Source organism: Limnohabitans sp. (assembly GCF_031539105.1).
In the GTDB taxonomy this organism is placed as follows: domain Bacteria; phylum Pseudomonadota; class Gammaproteobacteria; order Burkholderiales; family Burkholderiaceae_C; genus Limnohabitans.
Genome location: NZ_JAVKLM010000037.1, coordinates 48,839 through 72,309 on the forward strand (window position 1 = coordinate 48,839; position 23,471 = coordinate 72,309).

25 protein-coding genes and 1 other RNA gene are annotated in these 23,471 nt (G+C 54.5%); 16 read left to right on the plus strand and 10 right to left on the minus strand.

The window, feature by feature from the left end:
* The first annotated feature begins 1 nt into the window (after nucleotide 1).
* The 11 genes from RMR24_RS10185 to RMR24_RS10235 all read left to right on the plus strand — a co-directional run bounded on the left by RMR24_RS10185 (nucleotide 2) and on the right by RMR24_RS10235 (nucleotide 9,279).
* Nucleotides 2–1,375: an NAD-dependent succinate-semialdehyde dehydrogenase gene (locus RMR24_RS10185; RefSeq protein WP_310614973.1), complete on the plus strand. Its 1,374-nt coding sequence runs from the start codon at nucleotides 2–4 to the stop codon at nucleotides 1,373–1,375.
* Between the two features lie 10 nt (nucleotides 1,376–1,385).
* Complete coding sequence (locus RMR24_RS10190) at nucleotides 1,386–1,784, plus strand: cupin domain-containing protein (RefSeq protein ID WP_310614974.1); 399 nt, start codon at nucleotides 1,386–1,388, stop codon at nucleotides 1,782–1,784.
* Nucleotides 1,785–1,806: 22 nt separating this feature from the next.
* Nucleotides 1,807–2,355, plus strand: a complete 549-nt coding sequence (locus tag RMR24_RS10195) for a VOC family protein (RefSeq protein WP_310614975.1) — start codon at nucleotides 1,807–1,809, stop codon at nucleotides 2,353–2,355.
* Between the two features lie 15 nt (nucleotides 2,356–2,370).
* On the plus strand, nucleotides 2,371–3,345 hold the full coding sequence (locus RMR24_RS10200) for a quinone oxidoreductase (RefSeq protein ID WP_310614976.1): 975 nt from the start codon (nucleotides 2,371–2,373) through the stop codon (nucleotides 3,343–3,345).
* 125 nt (nucleotides 3,346–3,470) lie between these two features.
* Nucleotides 3,471–3,773: a DUF1330 domain-containing protein gene (locus tag RMR24_RS10205; RefSeq protein WP_310614977.1), complete on the plus strand. Its 303-nt coding sequence runs from the start codon at nucleotides 3,471–3,473 to the stop codon at nucleotides 3,771–3,773.
* A 48-nt stretch (nucleotides 3,774–3,821) separates the two neighbouring features.
* Nucleotides 3,822–5,054, plus strand: coding sequence for an ABC transporter substrate-binding protein (locus RMR24_RS10210; protein WP_310614978.1), 1,233 nt, complete (start codon nucleotides 3,822–3,824; stop codon nucleotides 5,052–5,054).
* Between the two features lie 13 nt (nucleotides 5,055–5,067).
* Nucleotides 5,068–5,856 carry an ABC transporter ATP-binding protein gene (locus RMR24_RS10215; protein ID WP_310614979.1) on the plus strand — a complete coding sequence of 263 codons (789 nt, stop codon included), beginning with the start codon at nucleotides 5,068–5,070 and terminating at the stop codon, nucleotides 5,854–5,856.
* Nucleotides 5,849–6,541 carry an ABC transporter ATP-binding protein gene (locus RMR24_RS10220; RefSeq protein WP_310614980.1) on the plus strand — a complete coding sequence of 231 codons (693 nt, stop codon included), beginning with the start codon at nucleotides 5,849–5,851 and terminating at the stop codon, nucleotides 6,539–6,541. The genes RMR24_RS10215 and RMR24_RS10220 overlap by 8 nt, the downstream gene beginning before the upstream one ends.
* A 95-nt stretch (nucleotides 6,542–6,636) precedes the next feature.
* Nucleotides 6,637–7,515 carry a branched-chain amino acid ABC transporter permease gene (locus RMR24_RS10225; protein ID WP_310614981.1) on the plus strand — a complete coding sequence of 293 codons (879 nt, stop codon included), beginning with the start codon at nucleotides 6,637–6,639 and terminating at the stop codon, nucleotides 7,513–7,515.
* Nucleotides 7,512–8,378, plus strand: coding sequence for a branched-chain amino acid ABC transporter permease (locus tag RMR24_RS10230; protein ID WP_310614982.1), 867 nt, complete (start codon nucleotides 7,512–7,514; stop codon nucleotides 8,376–8,378). The genes RMR24_RS10225 and RMR24_RS10230 overlap by 4 nt, the downstream gene beginning before the upstream one ends.
* A gap of 22 nt (nucleotides 8,379–8,400) precedes the next feature.
* Nucleotides 8,401–9,279 carry a polysaccharide deacetylase family protein gene (locus RMR24_RS10235; RefSeq protein WP_310614983.1) on the plus strand — a complete coding sequence of 293 codons (879 nt, stop codon included), beginning with the start codon at nucleotides 8,401–8,403 and terminating at the stop codon, nucleotides 9,277–9,279.
* On the opposite strand, the gene RMR24_RS10240 is transcribed toward RMR24_RS10235, so the two are convergent.
* The 3 genes from RMR24_RS10240 to RMR24_RS10250 are packed head-to-tail and all read right to left on the minus strand — an operon-like array spanning nucleotide 9,273 to nucleotide 12,237.
* Complete coding sequence (locus RMR24_RS10240; protein WP_310614984.1) at nucleotides 9,273–10,448, minus strand: amidase; 1,176 nt, start codon at nucleotides 10,446–10,448, stop codon at nucleotides 9,273–9,275. The genes RMR24_RS10235 and RMR24_RS10240 overlap by 7 nt on opposite strands.
* Before the next feature lie 24 nt (nucleotides 10,449–10,472).
* Entirely contained in the window at nucleotides 10,473–11,240 is a 768-nt protein-coding gene (locus RMR24_RS10245; RefSeq protein ID WP_310614985.1) for a sulfite exporter TauE/SafE family protein, read from the minus strand.
* 16 nt (nucleotides 11,241–11,256) lie between these two features.
* Nucleotides 11,257–12,237: a tripartite tricarboxylate transporter substrate binding protein gene (locus RMR24_RS10250; protein WP_310614986.1), complete on the minus strand. Its 981-nt coding sequence runs from the start codon at nucleotides 12,235–12,237 to the stop codon at nucleotides 11,257–11,259.
* A 120-nt stretch (nucleotides 12,238–12,357) separates the two neighbouring features.
* Here RMR24_RS10250 and RMR24_RS10255 point away from each other — a divergent pair, with 120 nt between their 5' ends.
* Both RMR24_RS10255 and RMR24_RS10260 read left to right on the plus strand, forming a co-directional pair.
* Entirely contained in the window at nucleotides 12,358–14,040 is a 1,683-nt protein-coding gene (locus tag RMR24_RS10255) for an MBL fold metallo-hydrolase (RefSeq protein ID WP_310614987.1), read from the plus strand.
* Nucleotides 14,041–14,113: 73 nt separating this feature from the next.
* Entirely contained in the window at nucleotides 14,114–14,650 is a 537-nt protein-coding gene (locus RMR24_RS10260) for a hypothetical protein (RefSeq protein ID WP_310614988.1), read from the plus strand.
* On the opposite strand, the gene RMR24_RS10265 is transcribed toward RMR24_RS10260, so the two are convergent.
* Together RMR24_RS10265 and rnpB are read right to left on the minus strand one after the other, a co-directional pair.
* On the minus strand, nucleotides 14,647–15,417 hold the full coding sequence (locus tag RMR24_RS10265) for a fused MFS/spermidine synthase (RefSeq protein WP_310614989.1): 771 nt from the start codon (nucleotides 15,415–15,417) through the stop codon (nucleotides 14,647–14,649). The two genes, RMR24_RS10260 and RMR24_RS10265, sit on opposite strands and share 4 nt — an antisense overlap.
* A gap of 24 nt (nucleotides 15,418–15,441) precedes the next feature.
* An RNA gene (rnpB, locus tag RMR24_RS10270) (RNase P RNA component class A) lies at nucleotides 15,442–15,760 on the minus strand.
* A gap of 70 nt (nucleotides 15,761–15,830) precedes the next feature.
* Here rnpB and RMR24_RS10275 point away from each other — a divergent pair.
* From RMR24_RS10275 to RMR24_RS10285, 3 genes are read left to right on the plus strand one after another with little or no spacing between them, the layout of a single operon-like run.
* Nucleotides 15,831–17,651, plus strand: coding sequence for an FAD-dependent protein (locus tag RMR24_RS10275; protein WP_310614990.1), 1,821 nt, complete (start codon nucleotides 15,831–15,833; stop codon nucleotides 17,649–17,651).
* A complete protein-coding gene (gene cysK / locus RMR24_RS10280) occupies nucleotides 17,648–18,565 on the plus strand; it encodes a cysteine synthase A (RefSeq protein WP_310614991.1) in 918 nt (305 codons plus the stop codon). Before RMR24_RS10275 ends, cysK begins: the two co-directional genes overlap by 4 nt.
* A 39-nt stretch (nucleotides 18,566–18,604) precedes the next feature.
* Nucleotides 18,605–19,051 (plus strand): SRPBCC family protein, encoded by a 447-nt coding sequence (locus RMR24_RS10285; protein ID WP_310614992.1) that lies wholly within the window; start codon nucleotides 18,605–18,607, stop codon nucleotides 19,049–19,051.
* On the opposite strand, the gene RMR24_RS10290 is transcribed toward RMR24_RS10285, so the two are convergent.
* The 5 genes from RMR24_RS10290 to RMR24_RS10310 all read right to left on the minus strand — a co-directional run.
* On the minus strand, nucleotides 19,048–20,202 hold the full coding sequence (locus tag RMR24_RS10290; protein WP_310614993.1) for a hypothetical protein: 1,155 nt from the start codon (nucleotides 20,200–20,202) through the stop codon (nucleotides 19,048–19,050). The two genes, RMR24_RS10285 and RMR24_RS10290, sit on opposite strands and share 4 nt — an antisense overlap.
* Before the next feature lie 59 nt (nucleotides 20,203–20,261).
* Entirely contained in the window at nucleotides 20,262–21,137 is an 876-nt protein-coding gene (gene htpX / locus RMR24_RS10295) for a protease HtpX (RefSeq protein ID WP_310614994.1), read from the minus strand.
* Nucleotides 21,138–21,269: 132 nt separating this feature from the next.
* Nucleotides 21,270–22,154 (minus strand): DUF3025 domain-containing protein, encoded by an 885-nt coding sequence (locus tag RMR24_RS10300; protein WP_310614995.1) that lies wholly within the window; start codon nucleotides 22,152–22,154, stop codon nucleotides 21,270–21,272.
* A complete protein-coding gene (pyrC, locus tag RMR24_RS10305; RefSeq protein ID WP_310614996.1) occupies nucleotides 22,139–23,170 on the minus strand; it encodes a dihydroorotase in 1,032 nt (343 codons plus the stop codon). The genes RMR24_RS10300 and pyrC overlap by 16 nt, the downstream gene beginning before the upstream one ends.
* A 92-nt stretch (nucleotides 23,171–23,262) precedes the next feature.
* Nucleotides 23,263–23,471, minus strand: a 209-nt coding sequence (locus RMR24_RS10310; RefSeq protein ID WP_310614997.1) for a hypothetical protein, incomplete at its 5' end; no start/stop codon positions are given.

Genomic DNA, 23,471 nt, shown 5'->3' on the forward strand with positions numbered 1-23,471 from the left:
CATGATTACCTCATTCAACCCTGCAACAGGTGAAACGCTGGCCACCTTCAATGCGCACGATGACGCGCACATTGAGCAAACCTTGGCCCAAGCCGATCGCGCGCAAAAAAAATGGGCGGCTTTGTCGCTGTCAGAGCGTCTGCCTTTCTTGCTCAATGTCGCTAAAACTTTACGTCGCAACAAAGAGTCGCTGGCCCGCATCATCACGCTTGAGATGGGTAAGCCTTTGACAGAAGCCCTGGGTGAAGTTGAAAAATGTGCGTGGAACTTTGAGTACTACGCTGAAAGCGCGCCTGGCTACTTAGATGACCTGGTCATCCCCAGTGGCGCGACTGACAGCCGCGTGGTGTACGACCCCTTGGGCTTGATCTTGGCCGTCATGCCTTGGAACTACCCATTTTGGCAAGTCATGCGCGCAGCAGCACCGGTGCTCGTGAGCGGCAATGCCTTGGTTTTAAAACATGCCAGCAACGTGCCGCAATGCGCGTTGGCTCTAGAGGATGTGTTCAAAGAGGCCGGCTTGCCCAGCGGCTTGTTCAGCACCCTTTTGGTGGGTGCTGCCAAAGTACCTGCGCTGATCAAGGACCCACGTATTTCAGCCGTGACCTTTACCGGCTCGACGCCTGCTGGTCGGCAAATTGCTAGCACTGCTGCCGAAGCACTGAAGAAACAAGTGCTGGAATTGGGTGGCTCCGACCCATTCATTGTTTTGGCTGATGCCGATGTGCAAGCTGCGGCTGCAGTTGCTGTCAAAGCCCGCTTTCAAAATACAGGGCAAAGCTGCATTGCGGCCAAGCGTTTCATTGTCGAAGCAGCTGTGGCAGACGAGTTTGTAGATGCGTTTTGCGCGATCACCCGCCAATTGGTTGTGGGCGACCCCATGTCTGCCAACACGACGCAGGGCTCAATGGCTCGCTTGAATTTGCGTGACGAACTGCATGCGCAAGTGCAAGCCTCGGTCAAGGAAGGTGCGCGACTCTTGATGGGTGGAAACCCCATTGCAGGCTCAGGCGCTTTCTACGAGCCTACGGTGTTCGACCATGTGTTGCCAGCCATGACGGTGGCGCGTGAAGAAACTTTTGGCCCAGCTGCTGCCATTTTGCGTGTCAGCAATGCGCACGAAGCCATTCGCATCGCCAATGACAGCCCCTTCGGTTTAGGTGCTGCTGTGTGGACACAGGACATCGATTTGGGCTATCGCTTGGCTCACCAAATTCAGGCCGGTGCTGTGTTCATCAATGGCATGGTTGCCTCTGATCCGCGTCTGCCATTTGGCGGCACCAAAGCCTCAGGCTATGGCCGTGAATTAGGCATGTTGGGCATGCACGAATTCACCAATATCAAAACTGTTTGGCGCGGGCCCGCTCGCACTTGAAAGGAAATTTATGAAACACGCTGTACTTCGACCCGATCAAATCAAAAGCCATGACCGTGGCGGTGGCGCTCGCACCACACCTCTGGTCTTGCCTTCTATGGGGGCAAGCACGTTCATCAATGGCATCACAGAGTTTGCACCCAGCACGGCCATTCCATTCCATAGCCATAACTGCGAAGAAAGCGTGATGCTACTTGCGGGCCATGCGTTCTTGGACATCGATGGTGAAGTGCTCGAACTCAAGCCGTACGACACCACCTTTATTCCACCCAATGTGTCACACCGTTTTCGTAATCGCTCAGATTCCGAACCTATGAAAATCTTTTGGACCTATGCCTCTGTCAACGCGACACGTACCTTGACCGACTCTGGCGAAACGCGGCCCATCACGGCTGAACACAATAAATAAACCTAAATCCAAGGAGCACACCATGGGACTTCGTTTTCTTGAACACTTACTCATACTCACGCACGATCCTGATGGCACGCGCGACTGGTTTTGCGAAAACCTTGGCTTCAAAAACGGCTATCACCCAGAGTTTGGCTTTCCTGTTTATTGGCTTTATATCGGCGATCAGGACGTGATTCACATTGGCAAAGCGCGTCACTCCACGCACCAAGACACGTACCTGAAAACCCCCTCAGACGTTGCAGGCATGGATTATTCAGCTGCAGGTGCACCTGGCTCAGGCCGCATTGACCACTTGTGCATCAACTGCGATGGGATGGAAGAGTTTGTCGAACGGTTGACCAAAAACGGGGTTGAGTTCAGTGAACGCAAAGCCCATAACTCCAACCTTTATCAGCTCTTCATGCGTGAACCCATCAACGGCATCAAAGTTGAACTCAACTTTGCTTGGCACGAAGCGGTTCGTATGGGCCGTGTACCTGAATGGACCGACGACGGAGCAAACACCAAGGCCGTCGACGATGTCATGGTCGCCAAAGATGCGCCTGTCAAAGTTTCTACCTTCAACTAAAGAGAAAAAATTCCCATGAAAGCAGTCCGCATTTACGCCGCAGGTGGCCCTGAAGTTTTGAAAATTGAAAATCTTGAACTGCCTGAGCCAGCACAAGGCGAAGTTCGCATTCGTCACACAGCGATTGGTTTGAACTTTCAAGACATCTACGCACGCTCAGGCCAATACCCTGCCCCGATGCCGACAGGCTTAGGCACAGAGGCTGTGGGTGTGGTGGAAGGGGTCGGCCAAGGCGTGACAGAGTTCAAAGTCGGTGACCGTGTTTGCTATGCCAGTGGCCCCGTATTAGCCGCCTGCGCTACGCACCGCAACTATCCCGCAGCACGTTTGCTCCATGCGCCAGCACACATGCAAGACGAACAAATCGCCGCCTCCTTGCTCAAGGGCATGACGGTGGAATACTTGATGCAACGTTGCTACCCCGTGCAAAAGGGTCAATTCGTGTTGATGCACGCTGCTGCTGGAGGTGTGGGCTTATTGGCAGGGCAATGGGGCAAGCATTTGGGTGCCCACATGATTGGCGTGGCTGCAGGCCCCGAAAAAGTCAAACTCGCATTGGCCAACGGTTACGAGTACTGCTTAGACCGACTGAAAGATGACATCCCTGCCCGTGTCAAAGAAATCACAGGTGGCGCCGGCGTGCCTGTGGTGTTTGATTCGGTGGGTAAAAACTCCTTCGACCAATCTCTCAACAGCCTGGCACCGCGCGGCTACTTCGTGTCATTCGGCACCACCACAGGTGCGCCACCACCGATGCCTGCTAGCACTCTACAAAAAATGGGCTCCTTGTATTTCACCCGCCCCACACTGGTGACCTACACCGCGTCCACAGAAGATCTGCGCCATTCAGCAGCCGCTGTGTTTGACATGTTTGCCAAAGGTGCTTTGAAGATCAACATCAACCAACGCTATGCGCTAGACGATGTTGCTAAAGCACATGCAGATCTTGAGTCTGGTCACACCAGCGGCTCAAGTGTGCTGATCCCCTAAAGGCGACATCACCCCACAAAGTGAAAACCCTAGTGAGGCACTTTTTGTCTCCTAGGTTACAAAAAATCATGAGCAGTGCAAGTTAAAGTCAATTCAGATCAACTGATCACTTAAAGGGACTCAACATGGCTGCTTACTGGTTATCACGCTGCATCATCCATGATCCAGTGGAATACAAGAAATATACGGATCGGGTGCCCGAGATCCTTCAAAAACATGGCGGCAAAGTGTTGGCGCGTGGTGGTCGCTACCAAGTGAATGAAGGGCCGGACACCTTCAATCGCTATGTTGTGATTGAGTTCCCAACGCTTGAAGCAGGCGTCAATTGCTTTCACTCCCCTGAATATGCTGAAGCTGCTGCTTTCCGCAGAAACGGTGGGGGCGTGGTCGAAAACGTGGTGGTTGAAGGCGGCGAAGCCACCCATTGATTTTTTGTTTCTGTTAGTTCATTTGCTCACCAAAAGGAGACATTCCTCATGAAAAAACTTATATCTACCTTGACTTTGGCGCTTTGCAGCGCCTTGGTCAGCCAGGCCTATGCCAATGAAAAAGTCAAAGTCGGCATCCTGCTGCCGTTGACTGGTAACTTTGCAGCGGTCGCAGAAACACAAAAAGAAGGCGCACTCTTAGCCATCGATGTCATCAACAAACGCGGTGGCTTGAACATGCCAGGCGGCAAAGTCTTGGTGGAAGGCGAAGTGGGCGACGATGAAGCCAAACAAGACGTGGGCGTGCGTCGCTATCGCTACATGCGTGACGCAGGCGTCAAAGGCTTGGGTGGTCAAACATTCGCGCCACTCGCTTACGCGATTAACTCTTTGGTGGGCAAAGACCCCTTGCCTTACTACCCTGTGTGCGTGATGTCCAAAGAAGCCTTCCAAAAAGGCAAGCTCTCTGACTCCACCTACGCAACCGCTTACAGCCCATGGACGGTGGGCTACATGGCAGGTCAATCTGCCATCAAAACTTTGGGCAAGAAAAAGATCTTCTTCTTAGCCCGCTCGGATAGTTTTGGTTGGGATATTCGTGACGGCGTCTATGCAGCGGCCAAAGAGTACGGCGCAGAAATTGTGGGCTATGACGAGGTATCCCTGGGCACCTCTGACTTCACCACCGTATTGCAAAAAGTTCGCGCTGCCAAACCTGATGTGTTCATCTCCGCGCAATTCGCTGCCGATGCCGTGGCTCTTTTGAAGCAAGTCCAGCAAATGGGCTTGAACAAAGAAACCACCATCTTCAATGCGTTCATCACCAACGTTGTTGCAAAAGGGTTGCCACCTGAGGCTTTAGAGAACGTCTATGCCATGCATTACTTCTATTACGACTTGGCTAACTTTGCGGACAAAGAAGTGGCGAAATCTGCGAAAGAGTTCACCGACTTGTACCGCGCAAAATATGGCCGTCCGCCCGATGCCTATGCTGCGATTGCCTACATTGCCTATATGGAAATGTTCCGAGGATTCGAAGAAGCCAAGAGCTTTGACCCTGCCAAAGTGTCCGCCGTCATGCGCTCAAACAATGGCAGCTTCAACACGCTCAAAGGCCCAGCTCGCTGGCGTGAAGACCATGCGGCCGAATACAAGTACGCAGCATTCTTGGTCAAAGGCAAGGGCGCCAAAGATCAAAAGAACGAATGGGATTTGTTCAATGTCATCAACGCTGTCGGCGGCGATCAAGTCATGCCTTCCCTCAAATCATTGGGTTACTGATTGATCAAACGCAATGACGCTTAAGCACACTGCAACCCCAGTACTACAAGCCCAAGGCGTTACCAAACGCTTTGGAGCCTTGGTAGCTGTTGACCATGTGGATTTCCAGATGGCCGAACATGAAGTGGTGGCAATTCTTGGCTCCAATGGGGCCGGGAAAACCACTTTTTTTAATTTACTAACCGGTATGTTCCCCCCTAGTGAAGGCACGATCTTTTACAAGGGCGAAGACATCACGCAATTAAGCCCTGCCGAACGCGTGGCCAAAGGGTTGACGCGCTCTTTCCAGCTGACGTCAACGTTTGACACCCTCACAGTGCTCGACAACTTGGTGCTGGCTTATTACCGATCGCACTACAAAACAACAATGTGGGGCCTGCTAACGACGCGAACCGCCAGTTTGCATCGCGAGCCAAAGATCATGGAAGCCATTGAAACCTTTGACCTGCAAGACATTCAATCGCGCTTTGTCAGAAGTTTGAGCTTGGGCGAAAAACGCCGTCTAGAAATTGCCATGGCGATCTTGGCAGATCCTGAAGTGCTTCTCTTAGATGAGCCCTTGGCAGGTTTGGCCGAATCTGAAATCAAAGGCGTTCTCAAGGTGTTACGCAACCAAATTGGTCGGCAAACCATTTTGATCGTCGAGCACAAGATTTCTCACATCCAAGATTTTGCACAACGGCTTGTCGTCATGCATGAAGGCCGAGTGATCGCCGAAGGTGGCTACGAAGAATGCTTGAATCATCCTGAAGTCAGGCGTAGCTACTGGCAAATTGAAGCAACGGAAGACGCGAATGCTTGACACTCAAGACCACCTCATCGTCAATAACTTGAACGTCTCTCGCGGAGAGGCGCGTGTTTTATTTGATATCAACCTTCACTTGGCGCCCAATGAAATTGTGGCCTGCGTGGGTCGTAACGGCGCAGGTAAGTCAACCCTGCTCAAAAGCATTTCAGGCTTTTTGCAAGCCGACAGTGGTGACGTGCAAAGTCATGGCCATACGCTCACAGGTCTTCGCCCCTACGAGGTGGCTCGCTTGGGCGTTAAATATGTCCCACAAGACAAGCGCGTGTTTTCCGACTTAACTGTGCGAGAAAACTTAGAGCTAGGCAGCTATGCCAGCGGTGACTACAACTGGGATCCAGTCATCACCTTCTTTCCGAAGCTACAAATATTGATGGACCGCAAAGCCGGCCATTTGAGTGGCGGTGAAAGACAAATGCTCATGATTGGTCGCGCCATCTTGGGTCAGCCCAAAGTTCTTTTGATTGACGAGCCAACCGAAGGTCTGGCCCCCAGCATCGTGACGCATCTGAAATATGTTTTCACAGAGCTCAGCAAAAGCGCATCCGTGTTGATCGTTGAGCAAAACTTACCCTTGGTCTGCGCCATTTCAAAACGTATTTATGCTTTGAAAGAGGGGCGCTTTGTCGCCGAACTAAAAGACGACCAAGTTCGCACCGATGTGTGTGAACATTACCTCTAGGACATGCGATGTTGAATTCGATTCATTGGTGGCGTGGCATTGTGATCACATTCACCGCTTTGTGGCTTGCAAAATTTGTTTTACCTTTACCTTTCATGAATGAGGTTTTGGTTTTTTCGATTTACACAATCGGTTGCAACTTTCTACTCGGTCGCGTTGGTTTCATTTCCTTTGGTCAACCCGCTTATTTGGCGGTAGGCGCCTATGCGACCGCGTTCTATTTGTTCTACTTTGGCACCAACCCTTACCTTGGTCTTTTAATTGGATTAGGTGTAGGTTTTGTTTTTGCCTTCATCGTAGGACTGTTGTTTGTTCGCTTGCGCAGTGATTACTTTGCATTGGTGAACTTGGCGCTCTCGGTCATCATCTTTTACATGTTGCAAAAAGTTTTGTCGGACATCACCAAAGGCGACAACGGGCTTTGGTTCTTGACCAACATCGACGCCACACCTGTCTTCGATCTCACGAGACCGTCTGAATTTTTCTTGTTTTGTATTTTCATTGGCGCTGCTGTTTGGGCACTTTACAAATACTTGGATGACACCTTATTTGGCGCCTGCTGCTTGGCCACAAAAATCAATGAAACAAAGCTCGAATTCATTGGTTATGACAACTTCAAGATTCGCCTCACCGCATTTGTCATTGCCAACACCACGACAGCTTTGGCAGGTAGCCTTTATGCCATTTATCTTGGCTCAGTGAGTCCAGAAATCACAGGACACTCACGAACAGCGGATCCTGTCGTGGTGACCATTCTGGGTGGTGTGGGTTCACTTTGGGGACCCATTGTGGGCACCTTGGCCTACACAGGCTTGCGCGATGTGGCCAGTAAGTTCATTGGCAACTGGGAATTGATCGTGGGCTTCATCTTGGTCTTCATCATGATGACCAACTCAGTGGGCCTCTACGGAACGCTTGAAAACTGGAGCAAAAGTTTGTGGCGCCGCTTGTCGGGTCAGAAAGGTAACGTATGACCGCTCAATTGTTATTTTCTGGCGTTGTTTTTGGACTGAGTCTTGCCAGTATTTACTTTCTCATCTCCATTGGTTTGTCGCTGTGCTTCGGCTTGATGCGCATCATCAGTCTGGATCAGCTGCTTTACTACACCATCGGTGCCTACATCACGTACAGCATCAGTGCACTCACTGGTAATTTATGGCTTGGCATAGTCGGTGGTGTTGCCGTCGGTGGCTTGCTAGCATTTGCTGTCGAACGACTGGTTTTCAAGCGCATTTATGAGCGCGAACTCACGTTCAGCATGATCACATCCTTTGGCATTTTGCTCGGGGGCATCGGTGTGGTCAAAGCGCTTTGGGGCGTTGTGCCCCGTCCTGTTCGCATGCCACTTGACGAGCAAATTAATTTATTCGGCACCGAGATTCCCATCTACCGACTGTCTGTGATTGTTGTCGCGGCGCTCGTCTACATCGGCATCTGGTTGTTTTTGAACCGCACCATCATCGGCAAAGCCATTCGTGCAGGTATTGAAGACATGGAGCACGTCGAGGGCCTTGGCATCAATGCAGGGCGTTTATTCACCATCACTTTTGTTTTGGCAGGCGCCTTATCTGCATTGGCGGGTGGCATTTATGCACCATTGATCATGGTGGATCCGCACATGGGCTTAGAGATTCTGGCGTTCGTTTTCATGGTGGTGATCATTGGCGGCTTGGGCAGTATCAAAGGCACGCTCTACTCATCACTGTTGGTCGGCCAAGTCGTGTCCTTGGGTTCGTTGATCTACGCGCCACTCGCAGTAATGGCACCCTTCGCCATGATGCTGCTGATTTTGCTGATCAAGCCCACAGGTTTGTTTGGCTCTCAACTGTCTAAATAAAACCCGTTTTTAGGATTGAACCATGACCTCTTTGATCAGCGCGCGTGCCCCGTATTCAGCCATCGTTGACCGACCCAAACTCAAGCTACCTGGCAACGGCCGCATGCTGGTGTGGCTGATTGTGAATGTGGAGCATTGGAGCATCGAGCGTGCCATGCCTCGCACGGTGCTAAGCCCCCCCATGGGCCAGCCTTTGCTCCCCGATGTACCCAACTGGGCTTGGCATGAGTACGGCATGCGCGTCGGATTTTGGCGCATCTATGACGCGCTTAACCAGCGCGGCATTGTGCCCACAATGGCCACCAACGGCATTGTGTGCGAGTCTTACCCGCGCATTGTGGAATCGGCTTTGAAACAAGATTGGGAAATCATGGGTCATGGTTTTGTGCAAGGCCCCATGCACAAGCTAGAGAACCAACAAGAGGCCATTCAACAAACAGTAGACACCATCAAACGCTTTTCTGGCAAGCCGCCCGTGGGCTGGGAGAGTCCGGGCCTGACAGAAAATGACCAAACTCTAGACTGCTTGTCGAAATCGGGTATCGAATACGTGGCTGACTGGGTACTGGATGACCAACCCGTTTGGCTAGATGCAAAACCAAAGCCTGTGCTGTCTGTGCCCTACACGGTTGAGTTGAATGACATTCCCATGATGTTGCTGCAACAAAACCGCTCTGAAGAAATGTTGCTGCGCGGCATTGATCAGTTTGAACGGTTATGGGCAGAAAGTGAAAGCATTCCACGGGTCATGGCCATCAGTGTGCACCCTTACGTCACAGGTGTGGCACATCGCATTGGTTACTTTGAAAAACTGCTCGACCACATCCAGTCACGCCAAGGCGTGGTGATTCAAACTGGCGAACAAATTTCAAATTGGTACCGCGACCAAATACCTTACTGAGTCACTTTCTCCGCCAAGCCGACCAGCAACGCATCGCGATGAGGCAGGCCGAGCAAAGAGATGCCTAGTGGCGCACCTTGCCTCTGAACCAAAGGTAGGCTGATTTGTGGAAATCCACACAAGCCCGCGATGCTGAGCAGTTTTAAACTGGCAGCTCGGTAGTTTTCCAACTCAGCATCGGTCTGGCTGATCAATGGCGCGCAGTCAGGCATCGTGGGTAACACCAAGACCGCGTCTGCGGACAAGATGTGAGTCAAGTGCTGCTTGAGCGAATCACGCACAGCCTGTGCATGTTGGTACTGCGATGCTGTGACTTGGCTGGACCATTCAAAACGCTGCGCCACACCAGGGCCAAGCATGGGCTTGTAGCGACGGATGAAATCGCCATTCACTTGCCAGGCTTCCCAACCTTGAGTTTGGCGAAATGCCATGGTGATTTCATCAAACGACACATTCAACACAGGCGCATGTTCAATCTTGCCCAACGCACGCGTCAGTGCGTCTAGCGCAGGTTGAAGCGCTGCCTGCACATCGGGTGTCAGCAAAGCCCACAACTCTTGAGCAAGAATCAAACGCACAGGCTTTGCTGCGACGGACTCAGACAACACAAGCTCTGAAACACGTTTGAAGACACCCATATCACGCGCAAACCAACCTGGCGCATCCAAACTGGGAGCCAAGGCGTGACTCCCCGCCATATCAAAGCGCCCGTGTGTCGGGCGCAATCCAAACAAACCGTTGTGACTCGCGGGTGCGCGGACAGAACCGCCAGTATCTGTACCAAGTGCGAAGTCGCACACCCCATGGGCAACAGCCGATGCAGAGCCTGAAGATGACCCACCACTCAAACGAAGCGGATCAGCCCCATTGACTGGGGCGCCAAAATGCGCGTTTTGGCCGTTGAGAGAAAAGGCCAACTCATCGGTCACTGTTTTCCCGATAAATTGTGCGCCCCCCTCCAAAAATTGTTGAACAAAAGGTGCTGTTTGGGTCTTGATGCCAGACAGTGCCAACATGTGTGGCTGACCTGCACTGGTGGGATACCCGGCAACATCAAACAAATCTTTCACCGCAAAAGACAACCCTTGCAGAGGCCCATGCGCAGCATGCAAGACAGGTGCGTCGGGATAAGGCATGAATGCCTTTATTTGATCTTTGATGTTGGTCATCGTCAAAATTATGAAGGAGCGTTGTTAAGAAAAAAACACGTCTCGGGAACTCCAAATGAGCTTCAGCGAGATTGTAAAAAGTCCAATTTGAATCAACCGAAAAAACAAAACATCTGGAATTTTTTTGGTCAACACTGCGCCAAGAAATGTTCCGCCAATGGCAAATGGGATCAACACCAAGGCGTCCATCATGTCAGCCATGCTGTAGGGCCGCAAATTTTGATAGGGTAAAACTTTGGCTAAGTTGATCGCAGCAAAGACCAAGGTGGACGTCCCAGCAAACACCGTCTTTGGCAATTGCTGAGGCAATACATAGACTTGGTAGGGCGGTGCACCTGCGTGAGAAATAAAGCTCGTGAATCCTGACAACGTGCCCCAAAACAAACCAGGCAACAAAGTAGGAGGCTTAGGCACGCCCACCGGTTTTTTGCGTAACCACGTGTTGAGACAAAACGCCAAGCCAATGAGGCCAATCAACAGTGTCACCATCTTTTCGGGAATCACCGATGCCGTGAGCCAACCCACAAACACGCCAAACACGCCGGCAGGTATCAACACCTTCAAATTCCAAGGGCTGAAGTTTTTTCGATACAACCAAACGCCCACAACATCAGAAATCACATAGATGGGCAACAACAAAGTCGCAGCCTTGATGGGCGACATGATGAGGGACAAGATAGGAACCGCCAACGATCCCGTTGACGGCAATCCCCCTTTTGACAAACCTACAAGAAGTGCGCCCACTGCCGCATAGGGCAGATAGGCTGAGTCAAAAAATAAATCTAAATTCACAAAAGCTTCAAACGCATCAATCAGCTTTGATGTTGTTGTCTTTCACCACCTTGGACCAAATGCCCATCTGCTTGTCGATGAAAGCACCAGCTTGTGCTGGGGTGCCTCCCATGATGTCAATGCCTTGCGCATCGAGCTTTTTAGCCACTTCTGGGTTCTTCAACACTTTGTTGAGTTCTTCGTTCATGCGCTTCACGATCTCGGGTGGCGTCTTGGCCGGTGCCAACACAGCCCACCAAGCAGGGGCTTCAAAGCCTGGGTAGCCGTTTTCAGCGATGGTGGGGACGTTGGGCAAATCAGCTGCGCGCTTGGTGGTGGTCACAGCCAATGGGCGCATACGGCCACTGTCAATATGGGGTTTGGTCACAAACACCGAGCCGATAGACAAAGGTACATGGCCAGAAATGGCGTCACTCATCATGGGGCCGCCGCCTTTGTAGGGAATGTGCGTCCATTCCACATTGGCATCTTTGGCCAACAAGGCCATGGCCAAATGGCCCAAGCTGCCGTTACCAATCGAGCCAAAGCTCACGTTTTTCTTAGCCTTGGCAGCATCCATCACGTCTTTGAAAGTTTTGTATTCAGAGTTGACATGTGTGGCAAGCACCATGGGCGATGTGCCCACCAACACCAGAGGTGTCAGGTCTTTTTTGCTGTCGTAGGGCAGGCTCGGGTTGAGGGCGGGGTTCACACCGTGGGTGTCAAACACCACCGCGAATGTGTAGCCATCGGGTGCCGACTGAGCCACAGCAGCAGTGCCAATGGCACCTGATGCGCCGCCACGGTTTTCCACAATCACCGATTGACCGAGTTGCTGTGACAAAGGCTGACCAATGATGCGGGCCACTTGGTCGACCGAGCCGCCTGGTGGAAACACCGCTACCAGTTTGATGGGTTGCTTGGTCGGCCACGCTTGCGCGACAGCCAATTGGGGCACGCTGAGCGCGGCCAAAGTCAGGGCAAAACCCAGAGCGGTTTTGAATGTGCGTCGTTGCATGCAGGTCACTCCTAATATAAAAACTGTCTTAGGCAAATTGTGAGCAAAAGTCGACAACCTGCATCTGTGGCTTTTACGCAAGGGTAAACGCTAGGTATGCAAGCTCTCCATAATCTGCCGATGGCCCGATCGACCCAACTCCTCCACCCCCACAAAGAACCCGCACCCGTGTTGCCCGCTGCCACCGTGCTGTTGCTGCGCGACAGCCCGCAGGGCCTAGAAGTGCTGATGACGCGCCGCTCAATGACAGCCAGCTTTGCACCGGGTGCTTATGTGTTTCCTGGCGGTGGCATTGACGCCGCTGACGCGCTGTCTCACCACGATGCCAAGCGCCGAGCCACACAAAGCGATTTGTACCTGACCCAAGCCATTGCTGCCATTCGCGAAAGCTTTGAAGAGCTGGGTATCTTGCTAGCGCGCCACGCCAACGGGCAAATGGCCAACGCCGCAGACATTGCCGCACTTGACCGCCAAGCTTCGGGGGGTGGCTTTGCTGAGCAATGTGCAAAACGCGGCCTGACGCTTGCCGCAGACGAAGTGTTTGTACTCGCTCACTGGATCACCGATCGCGACCTGCCCCGCCGCTTTGACGTGCCGTTCTTGGTGGCCCGTATGCCCGATGCGCAAACACCCGTGGCCGACGAAAAGGAACAATTTTCCCCAGAGTGGGTGCGACCTGTCGACGCACTCGCACGCCACGCCAAAGGCAACTTCTTCATCATCTACCCCACCATCAAAACACTGGAGCGTTTGCAAAGTTACGCCACGGTCGACAGCGTGTTGGCCGACTGCGCCACCGAGCAACCGTGGTTCACCAGCTGTCCACGTGCGGGCTGGCTAAGCGGCAAAGAGGCACGCTACATGGAGCATGAAGCGCCGTTTGGTGAACTTGCCCTCACCTGCCCCGATGGGCAAATGCTGCACCACCTCGACTGGGTGACCGACCAACCCGTGCTGCTGCTGAAAAACGTGCAGCGTCTCACCGCCCCTAACCCAGGCGTGATGACCGGCCCCGGCACCAACAGCTATTTGGTGGGAGACCCCGACACGGGCTACGCCGTCATCGACCCTGGTCCCGCAGACACAGAACACTTGGACCGTTTGTGGCGTACCGCAGGCGGCAACATTCGTTATATCGTGTGCACCCACTCGCACCCCGACCACTCGCCGGGTGCTGCGCCGCTGCAAGCCATGTGCACACAACATGGGCATACGCCGCCTATTCTTGGTTTGGCTTCACACCCCACCGCTCGCGCAGCCAGTGCGTTCACACCTGACCGCGAGCTTGAAGATGGGGAGCGTTTGGTATTGCAAGGCAGCGGGGTCATGAATGGCGTCATGCACACCTTGCGTGTCATTCACACACCGGGCCACGCCGCCAACCATTTGTGCTTGGTATTAGAAGAAGACGGCTTGTTGTTCAGCGGCGACCATGTGCTCAACGGCAGCACCACCGTCGTCGACCCGCCAGATGGCAATATGACCGACTACTTGAATTCACTCGACAAACTGCTGGCGGCTTGCGAGCAAGACCGCATCGACTTTATTCTGCCCGCGCATGGCTATGTGCTGGGCAACGTGTGGGACGCACCGCACGACGCGCGTGCCTGCATCCAACACCTCAAAGCGCACCGCCTCAAACGCGAAGCCAAAATTTTGAAGGTCATGCAACAGCATACTGAAGGCAGCATGGAAGACTGGGTCAAACTGGCGTACGACGATGTGCCGCCGCGCTTGTGGCCAGTGGCCATGCGATCGCTCTTGGCGCATGTGGCGCGCATTCGCAACCTCGCCCATGGATGACATTTAAGTCATTCCCCGTTCGGATGACGCAGACGTCACCCATGCAAAACGACATACTCATTAACGTTGGCGTATGCCAGCGATCAACACAAGAAACTGCCAGCCTTGCACCGCCTGCTGCGAAGGCTGGCTCGACATTGACAACCCTCTTGCCAAAGCTCACCTAGGCACAGCCTGCACGCACTGCACCAACGAAGGCTGCGATATTTACAACGAACGCCCCCAAGATCCTTGCCGAAATTTTCACTGTGCATGGCGACAAGAAGGCTCGTTGCTGCCTTACGCCATGCGGCCCGACCAGTCAGGCGTCATCGTCATGACCGACCAACTGCAGTGGCAAGGTGAAGATGTGATCGTGGCGGTGGCCACCGGCTCTCGCATTCCTGCTCGCACGTTTCACTGGTTGTGCAGCTTGGCCCACCTCACCTCGCGCCAGCTGGCTGCAGTGGAGTTCAAAAAAGACACACAAGGCTTCAACGGGGAATTCAATCTGCGCACGGTGGGCCCTGAAGAATTTAGGCAAACCATGGTGGCCTACTTTTCACAAAAAGGCTTCACCAGCACCCACGTCACGCGCGAACATCGCGTCATCGAATGGGCGGCGCATTAATCCTTCGTCTTTTCTTGCGTTGCTAAAAACGTTCGCGCCACACTGGGCGAAATTTGCGCCCATGCGTCCTCACTCATGTGCGCAGGCTTGTGTTTGCTGTAACCGAGCTTGGTGTCTTTAGAAAACCCATGCAAGGCAAACACCACGCAGTTGGTGGTACCCGGCGCATTGACTACCCACATTGCGTCGTCAGACGCGCAATCAAAGGCTGCCTCGATGCGGTCCACATACACATCGCGGTAGGCGCTGAAGCGGTGCAGGTTGGCCACGGCCACCCCGCCATGACGCAACACGCGGCGACAGTCTGAATAAAACTGCGGCGAACACAACTGCTCAGGCATGCCATGTTGGTCAAAGCCATCGACAAAAACCACGTCAAAGGTTTGCTCGGTCTGCGCCATGAAGTACGCGGCATCCATTTGCACCACTTGAAAGCGCGCATCGTCATCGGGAATGCAAAAAATTTGGCGCAACGCAATGACGTGTGGGTTGATCTCCACCACCGTGATGTGCGCCTCGGGCAAATGCTTGTAACAAAACTTAGCGAGTGAACCGCCGCCCAAGCCAACCATCAAGATGCGTTTAGGCTGTGGCTGAAACAACAACACGCCCATCATCAAACGTGTGTATTCAAACTGAAGCTCATCGGGACGCGCCACACTCATGCGGCTTTGGATGTCGATGTCTGAAAACACCATCGATTTGCTGAGTGCGGTTTCGTGGACGATGGGTTGCTCAAAGCCGGCGGTGGAAGTGGTGTCTGACATCTGCGGCAATGATTAAAAAGAAAAGTGTGAAGCTCGCCGATACGCCGGATTCTGTGCACCGTGGTTGCCCACGGCGTGACCGTCATTAATCTGGGCCGAGGGTCACCCACTCGGCTCGGTGCTACCTACCCGCCAACTCAGCGAACCGCCTCAACGTTGGCCTACTTGGTATTGCTGCGCGTAGAGATTGCCCGTTTCACCCGCACTTAAGCGGCTCGTCTCTGTTGCTCTAATCCTCACCTCACGGTGGAGAGGTGTTACCTCTTACGCTGTCCTACGCAGTCCGGACGTTCCTCCAGTGCCTGGTTTCCCAGATTGCACCAGCGACGGCCTAGCGAGCTTCACAGCTTGATTATCGACGGATAATCAAGGTCCTCGACATAACTTGCCCGATCACCACGGGCCACACGCTTGTGATTCGACTCTCAGAACTCAAACTCCCACTGTCTGCCCTTCCCGTCGAACAACGCCGCGCTGCCGATGCGCCCGCTGAAACCGAGGCAGACCGCCAGCTTCCTCCTCACCCGATTGATGCACTTCGCACGTTAGCTGCTGAAGCTTTAGGCATATCAACAGACGCCATCGCCACGCTAGAGGTGTTCAAGCGCAGCTTTGACGCACGCAAGCAAAACTTGCTGGTGGTCTACATCGTGGACATCACATTGGCTGACGCGACACAAGAGTCAGCCTTGTTGGCCAAGTACGAAAAGAACTCGCACATCCAGCCCACGCCCAACATGACATGGCAGGCGCCCACACATGCGTCGGGCGATTGGGGGACAAACGAAGGCGAACGCCCCGTGGTGGTGGGCTTTGGACCGTGCGGTATTTTTGCGGCACTGGTGTTGGCACAAATGGGCTTCAAGCCCATCGTGATTGAGCGCGGCACCTCCATGCGCCAACGCACCAAAGACACCTGGGGCCTGTGGCGCAAAAAGATTTTGAACGTCGAGAGCAATGTGCAATTTGGCGAAGGCGGTGCAGGGACGTTTTCAGACGGCAAGCTGTACAGCCAAATCAAAGACCCACGCCACTTGGGCCGCAAAGTGATGAACGAGTTTGTGCGCTTTGGCGCACCCGAAGAAATTTTGTTCACTGCGCACCCACACATCGGCACCTTCAAGCTGGTGAAAGTGGTAGAAGGTCTGCGCGAAGAAATCATTCGCTTGGGTGGCGAGGTGCGCTTTGAACAACGCGTGGTGGACATCGACTACGAAGATACCGGTTCTTCCACGAGAGCCATCCGAGCCCTGCGCATTCACAACCACGCCAGCGACGAAACCTACACCCTGCCCGCTCGCCAGGTGGTGATCGCCCTGGGCCACAGCGCGCGCGACACCTTCACCATGCTGCATCGCCATGCGGTGGCGATGGAAGCCAAACCGTTTTCTGTGGGTGTGCGCATTGAGCACCCACAAGGCGTGATTGATCGCGCACGCTGGGGCCAACACGCAGGCCACGCGCTGCTGGGTGCGGCAGACTACAAATTGGTGCACCACGCTGAAAACGGTCGCGCCGTGTATAGCTTTTGCATGTGCCCCGGTGGCACCGTGGTAGCCGCCACCAGCGAAGCAGGTCGCGTCGTGACCAACGGCATGAGCCAATACTCAAGGGCTGAGCGCAACGCCAACGCAGGCATTGTGGTGGGCATTGACCCCAGCGATTACCCCAGCGATCCCGCCGCCTTTGAAGCCGAACTGGGCCAAGAGCTCGGCAACGCCGTGCGCCACACCACACACGATGCACCCGGTGGCTACCACCCGCTGGCAGGCTTGGTGCTGCAACGCCAACTCGAAGCACATGCCTACACACTAGGCGGCAGCAGCTACGAAGCGCCTGCGCAACTGGTGGGCGACTTTGTGGCAGACCGTGCATCGACCGCGCTGGGCAGCGTGGAGCCCTCGTACAAACCGGGCGTGAAGATGGTGAGCCTGAACAGTGCATTGCCCAGCTACGCCATCACCGCCATGCGCGAAGCGCTGCCCGTGTTTGGCCAAAAAATCAAAGGCTTTGACATGCACGACGCCGTGATGACAGGCGTGGAAACTCGCACCTCATCGCCGCTGCGCATTGCCCGCGAAGACGACAGCTTGCAAAGCCCCACGCTCTTTGGCCTGTACCCTGCAGGTGAAGGCGCGGGCTATGCCGGCGGCATTTTGTCGGCGGGAGTGGATGGCATTAAAGTAGGCGAAGCCGTCGCGAGACAAATTATTTCTTCAAGGAGCAACCCATGAAAGCCCTCAGCGTTTTAGACACCATCGGTAACACGCCCCACATTCGCATCAACCGCCTGTTTGGCAACACGCACCAGGTGTGGATCAAGTCCGAGCGCACCAACCCCGGTGGCTCCATCAAAGACCGCATCGCCTTGGCCATGGTGGAAGCGGCCGAAAAGTCGGGCGCGCTCAAAGCAGGTGGCACCATCATCGAACCCACTTCTGGCAACACGGGCGTAGGCTTGGCGATGGTGGCCGCTGTGAAAGGCTACAAACTCATCTTGGTCATGCCCGACAGCATGAGCATTGAGCGTCGTCGTTTGATGTTGGCCTATGGCGCATCGTTTGATTTGACGCCTCGCGAAAAAGGCATGAAGGGCGCGATTGCCCGTGCCGAAGAACTGGCTGCACAAACACCAGGCGCATGGATTCCACAGCAGTTTGAAAACCCCGCCAACATCGACGTGCACGTACGCACCACCGCGCAAGAAATCATGGCCGACTTCCCCGAAGGTGTGGACGTACTCATCACCGGCGTGGGCACCGGTGGCCACTTAACGGGCGCCGCCAAAGTGCTCAAAGCCAAGTGGCCCAACTTGAAGGTGTATGCGGTAGAGCCCACTGCCTCGCCCGTCATCTCAGGCGGCGTACCTGCGCCCCACCCTATTCAAGGTATTGGCGCGGGCTTCATTCCTAAAAACTTAGACACTTCTTTGCTAGACGGTGTGATTCAAGTAGAAGCCGACGCCGCACGCGAAATGGGCCGACGCAGCGCTGCTGAAGAAGGTTTGTTGGTAGGTATCTCTTCTGGCGCGACGCTGGCTGCGATTGCACAAAAGCTGCCAGAGATTCCAGCAGGCGCGACCGTGCTGGGCTTTAACTACGACACGGGCGAGCGCTACTTGTCGGTGGAAGGTTACTTGCCGGTTTAAGCGCTGCAAGTATCTAAAAACTCTTTCAAGGAGATCGACATGTCTGGTCGAAGTGTTCACCTTCATCGCGTTTTGAAAACGTCAACCGACAAGGTCTATCGCGCCTTTATAGAAGCCAGCGCTTTGGCCAAGTGGCTGCCGCCCTATGGCTTCACCTGCACCGTGCATCACCTCGATGCAAAAGTAGGCGGCACCTTCCGCATGTCGTTTCACAACTTCGGTAGTGGCAATGGCCATTCGTTTGGTGGTGAGTACCTAGAGCTCGTGCCTAACCAACGCATCCGCTACACCGACAAGTTTGAAGACCCCAACTTGCCCGGCGTGCTGGAGGTGACGGTGTCGCTCACGCCTGTGATCTGCGGCACTGAGCTGAACGTCACCCAAGCAGGCATTCCAGATGTCATTCCTTTGGAGATGTGCTACCTCGGATGGCAAGAATCATTGGAACAATTGGCCAAGTTGGTTGAGCCTGATATTGCGGGTTAACGACCTAACAAGCGATCCAAATCGGTCAACTCAGCCCGCGCTTCTTTGGCCAGCTGCGCTTGCTCTTTGAGCCAACGCTTGAGCTCTGCTTCGTTTTGAATGCGTCGCAGATCCCGCTCTAGCGTGTCGACCTCCTGCCCTTTGTCGCGCAGCTGAATCGCCATTGCACGCGCCAAGCTCTCGGCACTGATGTGGTCTAGCTCATTCACACCCAGGTAGTGGCGAATTTCAAACTGGGCTTGTGCCTCGTCTTCTTCCAGCGCTTCGACTTGCTCTTTGAGCAGCAAGCACATGGCGTTGAGTTTGTCGTCGGCGATGCGGCTCAAGGCCGCACTGTCGATCTGTGCCAGTTGCAATTGGAGCTTCAGCAGCTCAGACAAGTTCTTTCGGTCATACGCAGCGTTGACTTCGCTCATCAACGCGGTTTTGCGCAAGCGCTCGGCCTCATCGGGTTCGCGGTCAGGGTGCAAAGCGCTGGCGAGTTGGCGATACACCGTGCGCAGCGCAGTGTTGGCGTCCATTTTTTGCTGCGCGTCTTTGAGCTGACGCGCAGCTGGTTTTTTCTTCGCCTTCTTCGCTTGGCGCTTGTCTTCGAGGCGCTGCTGCTGTTCGCGGTATTGACGAAGGCCTTCTTCAAACACCGCCTCTGCCGTGTGCAAATCATCAGCACCATGCAAGGGCTTGCCGAATAAATCTTCAAACACGGCTTTGGCGTGTTCGGCTCCTGCACGCGCTTCTTCGGCCAAGGCTTGCGCGTCTTCTTCGCTGTGGTGTTGGTTGAACACAGCTTGCACTTGCACATCGTTCTTGTGTTCCAGCGCTTCGCACAAGGCCAAGATGATTTGCATAGCGCTGCGTCGGTGTGTGGCAGTGAGCTCTGCCTGATGCAAACGGCCATCTAAAAACAACAACAGGTTTTTGCGCGCAGCGTCTGCTTGGGTCTTCAACGCACTCATCGCGGTTAAGTGACTGCTGCGGTGCTGCGTAGACAACGCCTCTAACGTGGCGATGGAATCAGACAACGCCGACACGCGCGCCAGTAACGTGTTGAAACGTTTTTGTGCAGGCGTGAGTTCAGCAGCAGGCTGAATGGCAACGGTCGCCACTGCTTGCACAGGGGCGACCGTCCAGGGTGATGAGGGTTGGCTCACAGGAAAAACTTCATCTCAAACATGCCCTTTTCGTGCGTCGTTCTTGGTGCACACAACATTTAGCCTTGTGCATTTTGCAAAGCCGCAATGCGCTCTTCCAACGGTGGGTGTGAGGCAAACAATTTGCCCAAGCCACCCGTGATGCCCATCGCTGCCACGCTGGTGGGCAACTCGCCTGCTTGCATGCTGTTCAATCGGGCCAAAGCGTTGATCATGGGTTGCTTGTTACCCAAGAGCTTGGCAGAGCCTTCATCCGCAGCGAACTCGCGGTAGCGGCTGAACCATGCCACGATCATGCTGGCCACGAAGCCAAGCAAGATGTCCAGCACAAAACTGGTGATGTAGTAGCCCATGCCGGGGCCGGTAGATTCGTCATCTTTGCTGCGCAACATGCTGTCCACAAAGTAGCCGATGACGCGGCTCAAGAACACCACAAAGGTGTTGAGCACGCCTTGGATCAGCGTGAGTGTGACCATGTCACCGTTGGCCACGTGGGCAATTTCATGGCCCAACACGGCTTCAATTTCTTCTTTGGTCATACCCTGCAGCAAGCCAGTGGACACAGCCACCAAGGCTGAGTTTTTGAATGCGCCGGTTGCAAACGCGTTGGGCTCGCCTTCGTAAATCGCCACTTCGGGCATGGTGATGCCAGCGCGCTCAGACAAGCGCTGAACTACGCTGACCAACCACGCTTCGTCTTGGTTGGCGGGTTGGTTGATGACGTGGGCGCCCGTGCTCCACTTGGCCATGGGCTTGCTCATCAAGAGTGAAATGAATGCGCCGCCGAAACCCATGATGAGCGAGAAGCCCAGCAAGGCAGACAGGTTCAAACCGTTGGCGGTGAGAAAGCGGTTGACGCCCAGCAAACTGGCGACGACCCCTAGCACCACCATGACGGCGAGGTTGGTGAGGACGAACAGAAGAATGCGTTTCATGGTTTCCTTTTCAGCGCGGAATACAAAAATACGCGCTCAAGAATGGTAGGGGTGAATTCTTGCAAGTCAATGGTGGCGCGTCAAAAAGCCACACAAAAACTAAGCCAAGTGACAGGGTATGCGGGTGATCTATCAGCTTGAGATTTCGCGCTTGGGGCGAAAGACATTCGTGTCTTCGTAATAAGCCCGCTCAGCGTTGTCAACACACCAGCCGGGAACGCCCAACACTGGCAAAGGCTCATAAGGTTTGGTGGCAAGTTTGGCAGGCTGGAGGTCTTGCACCAACCACGCGTCTAACGCAGCTTCGTCGTGCGGGTTGACGTTGTTGTCCACTCGGTACACATGCGCCGTGATGGACTTGTAGGGCGTGACCAGTTTTTCCAACAAGGCATGGCCAAACAACACAAGGTGAACGTGTTGCCATTGCGCGCGTAAATCCACAAACAGCTTGAGCCAATCACGCGTTTGCAACGCGGCCCACACCGCATCGGGCGCATGCATGAGCACCACGTTTTCATCAAACAGCGTGAGCGCATCACGCACAGGGCCGCGTGTGGCGCGAACGCCTTGGGTGTTGATCTCTGCGGCTTGCAGTTGGTTCAAGCGGCGCTTGGCCAGCGGGAAGCGTTGCCAGCACAGGCCATTGAAGAAGTCGTGCAGGCCGTCACGGGTGGGGACTTGGGCTGTTTTGAAGATGAAGTCTTCGTAGGCTTGGCCTTCGGGCAAGGCTGACTGAGGGACGAACTTCACTGCGTTGGCGTCGCCAAGCGCGAGGCCAGCACGGGTCGTGTTCACGCTCGCTACGCTCGCAATATCACCCGAGCCCGCGCTGTCCTCGCGCTTAGCTGTGTGTGTGTTTTCGTTCAGGGCTTCGGCGACGCTTTGCTGTTGCAGTGCTTGGCGTGCAGTGGACTCACCCAGTTCGCGCCAGGGGGCGAACCAAGGTTGGGACCAATCGATGTCGGCTAAAACAGCGCCTGCAAAGCCATCTGCTTTTGAAGTTAGATCACGCGCCAAGGCAATGCCTCGCCAGAGCGCAATGGCTTCAAGTCGGCTTCGCCAAATGCAAAGCTTTCGGGCGGTGTCCAGCTCTCTTTGCGCAAGGTGAGCGTGCCAGTATTGCGTGGCAGACCGTAAAAGTCTGCGCCGTAGAAGCTGGCGAAGCCTTCGAGCTTGTCGAGCGCGCCTGCGTTGTCAAACGCTTCGGCATACATGGGCATGGCTGCGTGTGCGGTGTAGCAACCAGCGCAGCCCGTGGCGTGTTCTTTGAGCTGTGCGGGATGTGGCGCACTGTCGGTGCCTAAGAAAAATTTAGGCGAGCCACTGATAGCCGCTGTAACCAAGGCTTGACGATGCGTCTCGCGCTTCAACACAGGCAAGCAGTAGTAATGCGGGCGAATGCCACCCGTAAAGATGGCGTTGCGGTTGTACAGCAAGTGGTGCGCGGTGATGGTGGCACCCGTGTATTTTTCGCTCTCGGCCACGTAGTGCGCGGCCTCGGCTGTGGTGATGTGCTCGAACACAATTTTGAGTTCAGGGAAGTCTTTGCGCAGCGGAATGAGCTGTGTGTCGATGAACACGGCTTCGCGGTCAAACAAGTCGATGTCGCTGCTGGTGACTTCGCCGTGCACCAACAACAGCATGCCCGCCTTTTGCATGGCTTCGAGTGTTTTGTAGGTCTTGCGCATGTCCGTCACACCAGCATCGCTGTTGGTGGTGGCGCCTGCGGGGTAGAGCTTGGCGGCGACCACACCAGCGTCTTTGGCGCGGGCAATTTCGTCGGCGGGCAAGTTGTCGGTGAGGTAGAGCGTCATCAAGGGCTCGAAGTTCACACCTTGAGGCACTGCAGCCAAGATGCGCTCTTTGTAGGCCAAGGCTTGCGCGGCTGTGGTGACGGGGGGCCTGAGGTTGGGCATGATGACGGCGCGGCCAAACTCGGCTGCGGTGTGGGGCACTACGGTGTTGAGTGCAGCGCCATCGCGCACGTGCAGGTGCCAGTCGTCGGGTCTTGTGATGGTGATTTCTTGCGTCATGTCGTGATTGTCGACGAAAGTTGCTGTTGTTTCTGAGCTCGCTGTGAGCAGAGGGTGTGGGCAGGTTCCACATTCTGGGGTACCAGAAAAAGTCACCTGCCCACACCCTCCACCCACAGACTGCGGCTGACAGAAGTTTGGATTGGACTGTTGTTGTGCCACAGTTGCGCGGCTTGGGTGCGGCGGCTGACATATGTGGGGATTGGAGTGTTGTTGTGCCACTGTTGCGCGGAGTGGGTGCGGGGGCTGACGTTTTCTGTTCCCCCAGCTTGTGTAAGCCGCGGTACCCAAGCCGCGCAAC